The following is a 13336-nucleotide window of genomic DNA, read 5'->3' on the forward strand; positions in this document are numbered from 1 at the left end:
GAAGAACGCATGGGTGATCAGAAGCGCGAGCTGCCGCCGGTCCCGGACCGGCTCCCGGTGTCGGTGGTGGACGCGCACACCCATCTCGACGCGTGCGGCGCGGTCACCGCGGCCGATGTCACGGCCATGGTCGACCGCGCCGAGCGCGCCGGCGTCGCCCGCGTCGTCACGGTCGCGGACGACCTCGCCTCCGCCCGCTGGGCCACCGAGGCGGCCACCTGGGACCGCCGGGTCTGGGCCGCCGTGGCGATCCACCCGACCCGGACCAAGGAGTTCGGCGAAGCCGAAAAGGCCGAGGTGGAACGCCTGGCCGCGCACGAGCGCGTGGTCGCCGTCGGCGAAACCGGCCTCGACTACTACTGGGACTACTCGCCGCACGACGCCCAGCAGGAGGCGTTCCGCTGGCACATCGACCTCGCGAAGCGGCTGGGCAAGCCGCTGATGATCCACGACCGCGAGGCCCACGACGACGTGTTGCGCATCCTGGCCGAAGAGGGTGCGCCGAATGCCGTAATTTTCCATTGTTTTTCCGGCGACGCGGAAATGGCCCGCAAGTGCGTCGACGCGGGGTATGTCCTTTCCTTCGCGGGCACGGTGACGTTCAAGAACGCGAAGGGGCTCCACGAGGCGGCCCGGCTCTGCCCGGCCGGGCAGTACCTCGTCGAGACCGACGCGCCGTTTCTGACCCCCCACCCGTTCCGTGGACGGCCGAACGAGCCGTTCGGCGCGGCTTACACCGTCCGTCACCTCGCGGCGCTCAGGGGCGAAGCTGTCCACGAAGTCGCCGAAGCGGTCCGGACGACGGCCGAACGGGTGTACCGACTCCCCAGCGTCACATCGGGTTGAACGCATTGCGACAACAGGGTTTCCGGTTCGTCCACCTGATGGAGTGACCCAGATCACGACACTCCGGGGGGTGTTTGCGCAACCCGCCGCGACCCGTTACTGTCCCGTGATCGTGCCGGTCGGACCTGTGCTCAGCAGTTGCCGATCGTCACGCCCAGTCGTAGAGACGGCGCCCCCGACCGTCGTCTCGTGAAAGGGAACGATCCCCGGTGACAGGTAGCAGACAGGCTGGAGCGCGCTCCGCCGTCCTCGAACGCAGTCATTTCGAGGACACGGCATACGGCCAGCTCGACTTCTCCGACGACCCGAACATCACGCAGCAGGACATCCTCGCCGCGCTCGGCCCCGACGCCGACGCGATGATGGCCGAGATCGACGTCGACGTCGACGAGCTGATCCGCCTCATCAACGCCGAGACGACGTACCTGCCCCCGATCGTCATCCCGGACGAGTTCGAGGCCGACCGCACCGCGTCCCCGCAGGCCCGCAAGGCCGCGCTGGACGAGGGCCTCCGCGAGACCACCAAGGTCTGGAAGCGCCGGTTCCTCAAGGGCGCCGTCCTCTCCGTGATGATCTCGATCGCCGGCGGCGGCGCGGCCGCGCTGGCGATGAACAAGAGCATCACCGTCGACGTCGACGGCCAGCAGACCACCGTGCACTCGTTCGGCGACACCGTCGGCGAGGTGCTCGAGGACGCGGGCCTGTCCGTCGGCGAGCACGACTCGCTGTCCCCCTCGCCGCAGGCCGAGGTCGGCGACGGCGGCGTCATCAAGCTCGAGCGCGGCCGCCAGCTGAAGATGATCGTCGACGGCACCGAGCACACCTCGTGGGTCCGCGCGACGCACCTCGGCGACGCGCTGAGCCAGCTCGGCATGGCCGAGATGGACAAGCCCGGCACCTGGATGTCGATGCCGAAGAGCGGCGAGCTGCCGCTGCAGGGCGCGACCGTCGAGATCAAGACGCTCAAGAACATCACCCTGTACGACGGCGGGAACGCGCCGAAGCAGGTCAAGACCACGGCCGTGACGACGAAGGAGTTCCTGGGCGAGTACAAGCTCACCCTGGGCCCGGAGGACCAGGCCGAGGGTGGTCTGGACGTCAAGCTGACCGACGGCGCCGAGGTGCACATCAGCCGCACCGGCGTCTCGACGGTCACGCAGAAGGAGACCATCGACCCGCCCGAGCAGCGCGTCGACGACCCGGACCTGGCCAAGGGCAAGACGCAGGTCGAGGACCCCGGCGCGCCCGGTGAGAAGGAAGTGACCTACAAGGTCACGCAGAAGAACGGCAAGGAGGTCGGCCGGGAGAGCATCTCCGAGAAGGTCCTCACCCAGCCGAAGCCGAAGATCGTCCACGTCGGCACCAAGCAGGCCCCCACCCCGGACATCGGCGACGGTTCCGCGTGGGACCGCATCGCGCAGTGCGAGTCGGGCGGCAACTGGGCCATCAACACCGGCAACGGCTACTACGGCGGCCTCCAGTTCGACAAGCGCACCTGGGACGCCTACGGCGGCGACGAGTACGCGGCCTACCCGAACCAGGCGTCGCGCGAGCAGCAGATCGCGATCGCCGAGAAGGTCAAGGCGGGTCGCGGCGGCAGTTACAGCGCCTGGCCGGTCTGCGGCAAGAAGGCCTGAGCCCCACTTCGAAACGGCCCCCGTCCACCGGACGGGGGCCGTTCCGTGTGCGCCGGCAGGCATCACGCGTGTCCCGACGGGCATCACGCGTGATCCGCGGGGCATCACGCCGATGCCCCTCCAATCACGCGAGATGCCCTCCCAATCACGCGAGATCCGCGCTCGATCACGCGGGATCCGCCGCTGATCACGCCGGATCCGGGTTCAAGTAGGCTCGTCCGGTGGTTGAACTGCTGGGACCGGCCGAAATCCGCGGGCTGGCGGCCGAACTCGACGTGCGGCCGACCAAGAAGCTCGGGCAGAACTTCGTGCACGATCCCAACACCGTCCGGCGGATCGTCGAGCTCGCGAACGTCACCGAAGACGATCTCGTCCTCGAGGTCGGGCCCGGGCTCGGGTCGCTGACCCTGGGCCTGCTGGCCACCGGCGCGCGGGTCGTCGCCGTCGAGATCGATCCCAAGCTCGCCGAACGGCTGCCCAAGACCGTGGCCGAACGTGGGCCCGAGGCCGCGGACCGGCTGACCGTCGTCGGAGCCGACGCCCTGCGCGTCACCCGCGCGGAGCTGGGTGAGCCGACCGCGCTCGTCGCCAACCTGCCCTACAACGTCGCCGTACCCGTCGTGCTGCACCTGCTGGCCGAGGTGCCGTCGCTGCGCTCCGCGCTCGTCATGGTGCAGACCGAGGTCGCGGACCGGATGGCCGCCGGCCCCGGCAGCCGGATCTACGGCGTCCCGAGCGTCAAGCTCGCCTGGTACGGCTCCGCACGCAAGGTCGCCGCCGTGCCACGCTCGGTGTTCTGGCCGGTGCCGAACGTCGATTCCGCGCTCGTCGCCTTCGAACGTGCGGACTCGACCGCGTCCGCCGACCGGGACGTCCTCTTCGGCCTGGTGGACGCCGCCTTCTCACAACGCAGGAAGACGCTGCGGGCCGCGCTCGCGGGCTGGGCGGGCTCGGCCGAGCAAGCGGGCGAACTCCTCACCGCCGCCGGGATCGATCCCAAAAACCGTGGTGAGCAGCTCGACGTCCACGACTTCGCCCGGATCGCCGCCGCGCGCTAGCCGTTCCACTGTGGAAGCGTGAAAATACGCCCTCTCCGCCCTTGATCCCGCGATCCGGACACCGCCAGTCGTGTGATCTGGGCCAACGGGCTTGCTTTCGATCCGTGGGATCGGTTTTACTCAGTACGTCCATCCCGAGCGACTGAGAGACCTGGCTCGCCGAAGTCGCAGCAACCACCCTCCGCGGGGCAGGTGCTACCGCCAGGACCGATGGAGGCCGTTTTCGATGAAGAGGGTAGCTCGCCCCCTGCTCCTGACCAGGCGTCGCGTAGTCGACGAAGGCCGCCGCTCCGTGACCGCATGTCGACGCTCCAACTGAGCTTGTCGTAGCCGGTCCACCTCTTCTTCATGCACCGTCCTCATAGGACGGAACTCGCTTGCGGCCGGGTGCTGCGCGCTGCCTGCACCCCGTTTTCTGGAGCCTTCGTGATCACCGTCGAAAACCTGTCCAAATCCTTTGCCACCAACGGAAACTCGGTCGTCGCCCTGCGGGACGTGAGCGTCGACGTCCAGGCCGGCTCGCTGTTCGGCGTGGTCGGCCCGGCCGGGTCCGGCAAGTCCGTCCTCGCCCGGTGCATCGCCCTGCAGGAGCGTCCCGACCGTGGCGTCGTCCGCCTCGACGGCCTGAACACCGGCACCCTCGACGGCCGCCGGCTCCGCGAAATCCGCCGTCAGCTCGGCGTCGTCTCGACGAAGCCGGAGCTGATCGCCGAGCGCACCATCGCCGGCAACATCGCTTCGCCGCTGGAGCAGCTCGGCGTCGACGGCCCGCAGCGCCGCAGCCGGGTCGGCTCGCTGCTCGACCTCGTCGGCCTGACCCAGCGCGCCGCGCAGCGACCCGGCGAGCTGTCCGCCGGTCAGCTCCGCCGCGTCGCGGTCGCGAAGGCGCTCGCGGCGGCCCCCGCCGTGCTGCTCGCCGACGACCCGACCGCCGGCGTCGACCCGGAGGAGGCCGGCGCGGTGCTCGCCGTCCTCGACCGGGCCCGCTCCGAGCTCGGCACCACGGTCGTCATCACGACGCCGGACGCCGGCGTGGTCCGCCGGGTCTGCGACGACGTCGCGGTGCTGGAGGACGGCATCGTCATCGAGCGCGGCTCGGTGCTCGACCTGATCTCGAACCCGGGCAGCCGCACCGCGCAGGCGCTGCTGCCGGCCATCGAGACGACCCGCTCGCAGGCGGCGCGCTACGACCGCTCGGCCGACGTCGTGCTGATCGGCTTCGCTTCGGTGGGCGCGCTGCTGCCCGAGGCGGCGGGCCGCTTCGACGTCGAGTTCGCCACCATCGGCGGCGGCCTGACCCGCATCGGCGACACACCGGTCGGCCGGTTCCGCCTGGGTGTCCGCGGTGAGCGGGCCGACGCGGCGCTGGCCTGGGTCGCCGAGCGCGGCGGGCACGTCACGCACACCGCGCGTGGCCCGCAGGGTGTCGCGGCTGCCTGATCGTGGTCCCGGAACGCCCCGATGCGCACGTCGCATCGGGGCGTTTCCGCGGGCACGTAGGCTGGTCGGGTGCTCGCTGTAGTTCCGCCCCCAGTCACCGTCCGGGTCCCGGCCAAGGTCAACCTGCACCTTTCGGTCGACGACCTGCGGGAAGACGGTTACCACGAGCTGGTCACCGTGTTCCAGGCGCTGTCGCTGACCGACGAGGTGACCGTCGCGGTCACCGAAGAGCCCGGCATCGAGGTCTACGGCGAAGGGGAGGGCTCGGTGCCGACCGGCCCGGAAAACCTGGCCTGGCGGGCCGTCGAAGCGCTGGCCGCGCACGTCGGACGCACCGGCGAGCCGAAGGTCAGGGTGGTGCTGCGCAAGGGCATCCCGGTGGCAGGCGGCATGGCGGGCGGCAGCGCCGACGCGGCGGCGACGCTGGTCGGGCTGGCTTCCCTGTGGAACCTCGACGTCACGCGCGACGAGCTGGCGGAGATCGCCGCCGGCCTGGGCAGCGACGTCCCCTTCGCGCTCTACGGCGGCACCGCGCTGGGCACCGGCCGCGGCGAGCAGCTGGTCCCGGTGCTGTCGCGGCACACGTTCCACTGGGTACTGGCCTTCGCCGCCGAAGGGCTGTCGACGCCGAAGGTGTTCGGCGAGCTGGACCGCCTGCGCGCGGCGGGCAACCCGCCCCGGATCGGCTCGCACACACCGGTGGTCGAGGCACTGGCCTCGGGCGACCCGCGTCAGCTGGCCCTGCTGCTGGGCAACGACCTCCAGGCGGCGGCGGTCTCGCTGCGGCCGGACCTGCGCCGCACGCTCCGGGCGGGGGTGAACGCGGGTGCGCTCGCGGGCACGGTGTCGGGTTCCGGCCCGACGTGCGCGTTCCTCTGCGAAGACGGGCAGTCGGCGGTGGAGGTCGCGGCCGAGCTGTCGGGCGCGGGCGTGTGCCGGACGGTCCGCGTGGCCCACGGCCCGGTCCCGGGAGCCAGGGTGGTCGGCGGGGACGACGCGCCGCGGCCGGCCCCGCCGCGGGTGCACGCATGAAGCACGCCGAGTTCGCGTTCCCGGGAATACGATCCCGTCGGTCTCGCGTTGTACACGGAACCGATGAGCCGCGGTGTCTTTCCGGGACCGGAGCTGGCTCGTCGTCCTCGCGCCGGTGCGCTTCCCCTGTGGTCGAAGCGGTGCCCGCGCTGAGAAATCCCCATTTCACCGGGACCGTCGTGCCCCGGTTCAAGACAGTGGAAAGGATCGGCTGAGCGGATGGCCAACCTGGTCAACCTGGAGGCGGTGAGCAAGTCCTACGGGGTTCGCCCGCTCCTGGACGGCGTCTCCCTCGGCATCGCGGCCGGGCAGCGCATCGGCGTCGTCGGTCTCAACGGTGGTGGCAAGACCACGCTGCTGGAAGTCCTTTCCGGACTGTCCGAACCGGACTCCGGCCGGGTCAGTCACGTGCGTGACCTGCGGATGGCCGTGGTCACCCAGCGCACGGAACTCCCGGACGGCAGCACGGTCGGCGACGTCGTGCTCGAACGCTACGGCGCCGAGCACGAATGGGCCGCCGACGCCCGTGTTCGATCTATTGTGGACGGACTCGGGATCACCGCGATCGGCCTGGACACGCCGACGGCGAACCTCTCCGGTGGTGAGCGGCGCCGGGTCTCCCTGGCCGCCGCGCTGACCGGGGAACTCGACCTCATCGTGCTCGACGAGCCGACCAACCACCTGGACGTCGAAGGTGTCCGCTGGCTCGCCGACCACCTGCTGGCCCGGAAGGTCGCCGTCGTGGTCGTCACGCACGACCGGTGGTTCCTCGACACCGTCGCGACGCTGACCTGGGAGGTCGCGAACGGCCGCGTCGAGCAGTACGAAGGTGGTTACGCCGACTGGATCTTCGCCCGCGCCGAGCGCGCGCGGCTGGCCGCGACAGCCGAGGAGAAGCGGCAGAACCTGGCCCGCAAGGAGCTCGCCTGGCTGCGCCGCGGCCCGCAGGCGCGCTCGTCGAAGCCGCGCTACCGGGTCGAGGCGGCCGAAGCGCTGATCGCCGACGTCCCGCCGCCGCGTGACTCCGTGGAGCTGCAGGCGTTCGCGAAGCGGCGGCTGGGGAAGACCGTGCTGGAGCTGGAAGACACGACGTACCAGGTCGGCGACCGGACGCTGCTCGACCACGTCACCTGGCGGGTCGGGCCGGGCGACCGGATCGGGCTGGTCGGGGTGAACGGCTCGGGCAAGACGTCGCTGCTGAAGCTGCTCGGCGGCGACGTCGAGGGCTCGACCGGCCGCCGGATCCAGGGCAAGACGGTGGCGCTCGCGCACCTGCGCCAGGAGCTAGACGACCTGCCCGGCGACCTGCGCGTGCTGCAGGCGATCGAGCAGGTGGCCGGGCGCGTGGTGTTCGGCAAGCAGGAGATGACGGCGTCGCAGCTGGGCGAGAAGCTCGGCTTCCCGCAGGCCCGCCAGTGGACCCCGGTGGCGGACCTGTCCGGCGGCGAGCGGCGCCGGCTCCAGCTGTGCCGGCTGCTGATGGCCGAGCCGAACGTCCTGCTGCTCGACGAGCCGACGAACGACCTGGACATCGACACCCTCCAGCAGCTCGAGGACCTCCTCGACGGCTGGCCGGGCACGATGGTGGTGGTCTCCCACGACCGCTACCTGGTGGAACGCGTCTGCGACACGATCGTCGCCCTGTTCGGCGACGGCCGCATCACCCACCTCCCGGGCGGCATCGAGGAGTACCTGAACCGCCGGGCGGCGGCTCTTCCGGCCGCGGGTCCGGCACCTTCGGTGGCGAAAGCCGAGGCGAAGAAGTCGGCGGCGGACCTGCGCGCGGCCCAGAAGGAACTGGGGCGGCTGGAGCGCAAGCTCGACCAGCTGCACGCGAAGGAGGAGAAGCTCCACGCGTCCCTGCTGGCCGCGGCCACGGACCCGGCGAAGCTGATGGAGCTGAACGCGGAGCTGAAGGGCGTGCAGGGCGAGATCGAGGACGTCGAGGGCCGCTGGCTGGAGACGTCCGAGCTGCTGGAGTGAACGCGCTTCCCGCCTGGCCGGGGGAGTTTTCCCGTTGATCGGCGGATGTTGACGCCGAGACAGTAATGTTCCGGCTATGAGCAGGTTCGTGGACACGCTGGTCGCCACCGCGACGGGGCGGGGTCAGCAGCGGGGCATGGTCACCGGGGAGCCGAAGGAGCCGGTTCGGCGGACCTGGAGCGAGGTGCACGAAGAAGCCCGGCGGATCGCCGGTGGGCTCGTCGCCGCGGGGTTCCGGCCGGGAACCGCCGTCGGCGTGCTCGCCGCCGCACCCGTGCTGATCGCGCCGACCGTGCAGGCCGTGTGGCTGGCCGGGGGCAGCGTCACCATGCTGCACCAGCCGACCCCGCGCACCGATCTCGCCGAGTGGGCCGAGGACACCGTGCGGGTGCTCGGGATGATCGGCTCCGAGCTCGTGCTGCTGGGCGAGCCGTTCGACCAGCTCGCGCCGGTGCTGGAGCAGAAGGGCATCGGGTACAAGCTCATCACCGAGCTCGCCGGAGCCGAGCCGCTCGCCGACGTCGTCACCACCGACGAGGGCGACACCGCGCTCCTGCAGCTCACCAGCGGCTCGACCGCCGACCCGAAGGCCGTGCGGATCACCTACGGGAACCTGTACTCCAACGTCAAGGCCATGGTCGAGCGCGCGGAGTTCGACTTCGACGTCGACGTGATGGTGTCCTGGCTGCCGACGTTCCACGACATGGGGATGGTCGGCTTCCTGACCGTGCCGATGACCTTCGGCGTCGAGCTGGTCAAGATCACGCCGGTCGAGTTCCTCTCCGGGCCGCTGATCTGGCCGCAGCTGATCACCAAGTACGGCGGCACCACGACGGCGGCGCCGAACTTCGCGTACGCGATCGTCGGGCGCCGGATGGCCCGCGTCGACGAAGACGACGCTTTCGACCTTTCGAAACTGCGCATCGCGCTGAACGGCGCCGAGCCCATCGACGAGTCCGCCGTCCAGACCTTTGTGGACGCCGGCGCGCGGTTCAAGATGCCCGCCGAGTGCGTCTTCCCGGCCTACGGCATGGCGGAAGCGACGCTCGCGGTGTCGTTCGCACCGCTGTTCACCGGCCTCACCCTCGACGTCGTCGAAGCCGACGCGCTGGAGGCGGAGAACCGAGCGGTGCCGGTCCCCGAGGACGACCCGCGGCGCGGCACCGACGGCGTCCGGTCGTTCGCGCTGCTCGGCCGGCCCCTCGACGGGCTCGAGGCGGAGATCGTCGACGAGACGGGCGCGCGGCTGCGTGAGCGCCAGGTCGGCGAAATCCGGCTGCGCGGCGAGGCCGTGACGCCCGGCTACCTCACGATGGACGGCCCGGTCGCGACGCAGGACGAGGACGGGTGGCTGAACACCGGGGACCTGGGTTACCTGGTCGACGGCCAGATCGTCATCTGCGGCCGCCGCAAGGACGTCATCATCATGGGCGGCCGCAACCTGTACCCGACGGACATCGAGCGCGCGGCAACGTCGGTCGAGGGCGTCCGCGCGGGCAACGCGGTGGCGGTCCGGCTGGACGCGGGCAGCCGCCGCGAGCGGTTCGCGGTGGTGGTGGAGTCGAAGCTGGCGGGCGACGCCGAGGCCGAGAAGAACCTGATGAAGCAGGTCTCGGCCCGGGTCCGCGACGCCGTCGACATGCGGCCGTACGCGGTGGTGGTGCTCCCGGCGGGCAGCCTGCCGAAGACACCGTCGGGCAAGGTGAAGCGCGCGGCGACGGCGGTCCAGTTCGCGGACAAGATCTCGAAGAACGCCGACGCCTGACGTACTCCGGCGGCGGGGCTCGACGACCCGCCGCCGGAACGGTCAGCGTTGCTGGACGCGCACCGCCCGGATGGTGGGCGGGGTAGCCCGCTCAGCCGTGGCCTCGGTCGACGTCCGTGCCCCCGGCAGGTCCGGGGCCTGGCCGGTACGGCTGGCCAGCTGGTCCTCCACCACGTCCAGGAACTCGTCGACTTCGCGTTCGTCGTAGCCGCGCTTGCCGATCAGGGGCTTGGCGAACATCACGTGGTGCACTTCGGCCGCGGTCAGGTCGTCCTCGTCGGTGAGCGTCTTGGCGATCCGCCGGATGAACGCGTCGACCTCATCCTTCGCGTAGCCACGGCGGCCGATCGGGGCGTTACCGAAGGTGACCTCGGCGAGGTCTTCGGCGGTGAACGACATGGAACTCTCCGATTCCGGGTTGGGCGGGTGCGAAAACTCCCGTACACCGTCCTAACCCGCGGACAGCCTCCCCGAAAGGGCGGAACCCCAACCTCACCCCCACGGGCGGCCGCACGCCCGCCTTCGGGTGAGTCCGCGCTACCGAGCGCTGTGTAACCGGGTTCACAGGGTGACGCGGAACGTCAGCTGCGCCCGAACCACTTCCGGGTGCCCTGCGGCCGCTGCGGCTCCTCCTCGACGACCACCGGCCGCGGGTTGCGGAGCTCGACCAGCGCCGCTTCGGCTTCGTCGAGGAACAGGTCGACCTGGGCCTGGTCGTAGCTGCGCATGCCGACCGGCATGATCGTGAACTCGACGTAGTGGATGTCGTCCGGCGTCAGGATGTTGCGCCCGGCCAGTGCCTCGGCGATGAGGTCGAGGAAGGCGTCCACCTCGTCCTCGTTGTAGCCGCGCCGGCCGAACCGGGGTTTGCCGAAGGCGATCGCCCGGACTTCGTCGGGGGTCATGGCTTCACCTCGCCACCCATGTCAGCCCGCGTGGAAGGCGTTCTGCGCGGCCGCGAGGCCGGTGCCGATCAGCGCTTCGGTCGCGTCCGCGCACCGATCCACCTCCAGCGGGAGTTCCTTGCGCTCGACGGTCGAGAAGTCCTTCAGCACGAAGTCCGCCGGGTCCTGGCGGCCGGGCGGGCGGCCGATGCCGAACCGCACCCGGTAGTAGGCGCGGGTGCCCAGCGACTTCGTGATCGACCGGAGCCCGTTGTGCCCGTTGTCGCCGCCACCGAACTTGAGCTTCAGCGCACCGAAGTCCACGTCGAGCTCATCGTGCACCACGACCACGCCGGACGGCGGGACTTTGTAGAACTTCGCTGCGCCGACCACCGGGCCGCCGGAGAGGTTCATGTACGAGCGCGGCTTCACCAGCACCACGCGGCGGCCGGCCAGCCGGCCTTCGAGGACCTCACCGCCGGTCTTGTGCGCCTTGAACTTGCCGCCGACCCGGGCGGCGAGCTCGTCCAGCACCATGAACCCGACATTGTGCCGGTTTCCGGCGTATTGGGGTCCTGGATTGCCAAGGCCGGCGAGCAAAACAAGCTCGCCGGCCCCGGGCAGGTCTTCCGTCATACGGTGATGCTATTCGGCGGCTTCGGCCGACTCTTCGCCAGCTTCGGCGTCTTCGTCGGTCTCTTCGCGCTGCGGCTCGTTGACGGCCACGACGAGCGACTCCGGGTCGGTGACCAGGGTCGCGCCCTGGGGCAGCTCGATCTGGCCGGCCAGGATCTGGGTGCCGACCTCGAGGCCCTCGATCGAGACCTCGACCTGCTCCGGGATGTGCAGCGCCTCGACCTCGACCTGCAGGGTGTCGACGTCCTGGTTGACCAGGCCGCCGGGGCCGGGGGTGCCGGAGACGACGACCGGGACGTCGACGGTGACCTTCTCGCCGCGCTTGACGACCAGCAGGTCGACGTGCTCGATGTAGTTCTTCAGCGGGTGCACCACGATGGTCTTGGTCAGGGCCAGCTCGCTGGCGCCCTCCAGGTCCAGGGTGATGACGGCGTTCGAGCCGTTCTCGCGCACGACGCGGGCGAACTCGATGGCCGGCAGCGCGAAGTGCCGCGGGTCCGAGCCGTGGCCGTACAGCACGGCGGGGATCTTGCCGGCGCGACGCGTGCGACGCGCGGCGCCCTTGCCGAACTCGGTGCGCGGCTCGACGGACAGACGTACCTCGGACACGGTGTGGCACTCCTTCAAATCAAGACAGCATGCTGCGGCGGGGGAAGCCGGTGTGTGTTCTGTTCAAGGAAGTTTCGGCGGCGAGTTTCCGGGCGTGCACGACGACGGGGGCTACTCGAGCCGCCGCGTCGATCACGCCGGGCACCCCAGAAGGGCCCCGCCTCGCCGAGACAACTTCAAGAGTGTAAACCAACCTCATCACGGTGGGTTGCGGCGGGTGCCCGGGCCAGGCTAGAACCCTCCTGGAACCCCGGTACGTGACGACACAAATCCGGTGGCGGATCGACGCCGGCCGAGGTGTGCTCGGTAGCGGGAGAGCAGGGGGCGGGAATGCGCGCTCGGTGGAGCAGGGTGGCGGCGGTGCTGCTGCTGGGTGGAGTGCTGGCCGGCTGCCAGGTGGCCGTGGCCGGGACCGCCGGGGTCTCCGCGGCCGACCAGGCGACGGCCGACCGGCGCGCGCAGCAGCGCACCGCGGTCGAAGCGGCACTGACCGCGCTGGGCCAGGCGCCGGCGGTCGCGCTGAAGTCCACGGTGAAGGGCGCCGAGCAGCAGTTCCGGATCACCCGCGGCGGGTACGCCGTCGGGGGCCTGCCGCTGGAAGGCCGGTTCGTCCAGGTCACGGTGGCCGCGAACCAGTTCTTCCTGCAGGCCGACGCCGACTACTGGAAGGCGCACGCCATCGACGAGGGCACGCAGTTCGGCACCAGCTGGGTGCGTTCGCTCGGCTCCGAACTGCCCTTCGACCCGGCGGCCCGCTTCTCGCCGCCCGCCCTCGCCGAAGGCCTGCGCAAGGCACTGTCCGGGCTCGACCGGATGGGCGAGCCGGTCACCGAGAAGCTGCCCGATGGCACCGAGGTCTACCAGCTGGGCGCGGCCCCGAGCGTGCTGCGCGTGACGACGGCCAAGCCGAACCGCGTCGTCAGCTTCGCCCCGGCCCTGCTCGACCCGCAGAACGGGCCGAAGTACGGCGCCGAGTTCGGCGTCACCGCGCTCACCGGCGACGCGGTCAAGGCGTTCCACACCGATCTCGACACCGCGGTCGGCGGGCTGGGCCAGCCGTTCGAGGGGCTGGTGCAGGCCAGCGCCGTCGTCACCAACGACAAGCTCGACTGCAAGGACTTCGTCGGCTCCTGCACGACGACGGTCGACGTCTCCAACAGCGTCGTCGGCACGCCGGCGTCGGGGGAGAAGAGCGTCGTCCACATCACCCTCTCGGTCGAGGTCAGCGCCGAGTCGCTCGGTGCGCAGACGTGCACGGCGGCCGGGGACGCGGAGCCGTACAAGACGATCCAGCTCTCCTGCGCGGTGAAGTTCAAGCTGCCCAACCGCACGGCCAGTTACCAGGTGCTCTCCAAGCCGAACGCCACGGCGGAGGTCCGCGCGGGCCTGGACGTCAACGCCGTGAAGCAGAAGGTGGCCGCGGAGTTCGCCGGCCTGGGCGGCTGA

12 protein-coding genes and 1 riboswitch are annotated in these 13336 nt (G+C 70.7%); of the genes, 8 read left to right on the plus strand and 4 right to left on the minus strand.

Annotation, left to right across the window (positions count from 1 at the left end; genetic code table 11):
- Positions 1–9: 9 nt before the first annotated feature.
- From HUT10_RS33200 to HUT10_RS33230, 7 genes are all read left to right on the plus strand, one after another.
- A complete protein-coding gene (locus HUT10_RS33200) occupies positions 10–846 on the plus strand; it encodes a TatD family hydrolase (RefSeq protein ID WP_176174793.1) in 837 nt (278 codons plus the stop codon).
- Positions 847–1055: 209 nt separating this feature from the next.
- Positions 1056–2483: a resuscitation-promoting factor gene (locus tag HUT10_RS33205; protein ID WP_176174794.1), complete on the plus strand. Its 1428-nt coding sequence runs from the start codon at positions 1056–1058 to the stop codon at positions 2481–2483.
- Positions 2484–2704: 221 nt separating this feature from the next.
- A complete protein-coding gene (rsmA, locus tag HUT10_RS33210; RefSeq protein ID WP_176174795.1) occupies positions 2705–3541 on the plus strand; it encodes a 16S rRNA (adenine(1518)-N(6)/adenine(1519)-N(6))-dimethyltransferase RsmA in 837 nt (278 codons plus the stop codon).
- A 126-nt stretch (positions 3542–3667) separates the two neighbouring features.
- Positions 3668–3758, plus strand: a riboswitch (SAM riboswitch).
- A gap of 209 nt (positions 3759–3967) precedes the next feature.
- Positions 3968–4981, plus strand: a complete 1014-nt coding sequence (locus HUT10_RS33215; protein ID WP_176174796.1) for a methionine ABC transporter ATP-binding protein — start codon at positions 3968–3970, stop codon at positions 4979–4981.
- Positions 4982–5050: 69 nt separating this feature from the next.
- Complete coding sequence (locus HUT10_RS33220; RefSeq protein ID WP_176174797.1) at positions 5051–6013, plus strand: 4-(cytidine 5'-diphospho)-2-C-methyl-D-erythritol kinase; 963 nt, start codon at positions 5051–5053, stop codon at positions 6011–6013.
- A gap of 219 nt (positions 6014–6232) precedes the next feature.
- Entirely contained in the window at positions 6233–7996 is a 1764-nt protein-coding gene (locus HUT10_RS33225) for an ABC-F family ATP-binding cassette domain-containing protein (protein WP_176174798.1), read from the plus strand.
- A 76-nt stretch (positions 7997–8072) separates the two neighbouring features.
- On the plus strand, positions 8073–9761 hold the full coding sequence (locus HUT10_RS33230) for a fatty acyl-AMP ligase (protein WP_176174799.1): 1689 nt from the start codon (positions 8073–8075) through the stop codon (positions 9759–9761).
- Between the two features lie 42 nt (positions 9762–9803).
- Here HUT10_RS33230 and HUT10_RS33235 read toward each other — a convergent pair whose 3' ends face one another.
- From HUT10_RS33235 to HUT10_RS33250, 4 genes are all read right to left on the minus strand, one after another.
- Positions 9804–10160 (minus strand): DivIVA domain-containing protein, encoded by a 357-nt coding sequence (locus HUT10_RS33235; RefSeq protein ID WP_176174800.1) that lies wholly within the window; start codon positions 10158–10160, stop codon positions 9804–9806.
- 182 nt (positions 10161–10342) lie between these two features.
- Entirely contained in the window at positions 10343–10666 is a 324-nt protein-coding gene (locus HUT10_RS51920) for a DivIVA domain-containing protein (protein WP_176174801.1), read from the minus strand.
- Between the two features lie 21 nt (positions 10667–10687).
- The gene (gene pth, locus HUT10_RS33245) at positions 10688–11281 is read right to left on the minus strand and encodes an aminoacyl-tRNA hydrolase (protein WP_176174802.1); all 594 of its coding nucleotides are present in this window, start codon (positions 11279–11281) and stop codon (positions 10688–10690) included.
- Positions 11282–11290: 9 nt separating this feature from the next.
- Entirely contained in the window at positions 11291–11890 is a 600-nt protein-coding gene (locus tag HUT10_RS33250) for a 50S ribosomal protein L25/general stress protein Ctc (protein WP_176174803.1), read from the minus strand.
- A gap of 351 nt (positions 11891–12241) precedes the next feature.
- Between HUT10_RS33250 and HUT10_RS33255 the strand changes: the two genes are divergently transcribed.
- Positions 12242–13336, plus strand: a complete 1095-nt coding sequence (locus HUT10_RS33255) for a hypothetical protein (protein WP_176178140.1) — start codon at positions 12242–12244, stop codon at positions 13334–13336.

It is taken from the genome of Amycolatopsis sp. Hca4 (assembly GCF_013364075.1).
GTDB lineage: Bacteria > Actinomycetota > Actinomycetes > Mycobacteriales > Pseudonocardiaceae > Amycolatopsis.

Excerpts from the sequence above, each read along its gene's own strand:
- HUT10_RS51920 (WP_176174801.1), bottom strand. The coding sequence starts at position 10,666 with ATGACCCCCGACGAAGTCCGGGCGATCGCCTTCGGCAAACCCCGGTTC.
- HUT10_RS33225 (WP_176174798.1), top strand. The coding sequence starts at position 6,233 with ATGGCCAACCTGGTCAACCTGGAGGCGGTGAGCAAGTCCTACGGGGTT.
- HUT10_RS33200 (WP_176174793.1), top strand. The coding sequence starts at position 10 with ATGGGTGATCAGAAGCGCGAGCTGCCGCCGGTCCCGGACCGGCTCCCG.
- HUT10_RS33235 (WP_176174800.1), bottom strand. The coding sequence starts at position 10,160 with ATGTCGTTCACCGCCGAAGACCTCGCCGAGGTCACCTTCGGTAACGCC.
- HUT10_RS33230 (WP_176174799.1), top strand. The coding sequence starts at position 8,073 with ATGAGCAGGTTCGTGGACACGCTGGTCGCCACCGCGACGGGGCGGGGT.
- pth (WP_176174802.1), bottom strand. The coding sequence starts at position 11,281 with ATGACGGAAGACCTGCCCGGGGCCGGCGAGCTTGTTTTGCTCGCCGGC.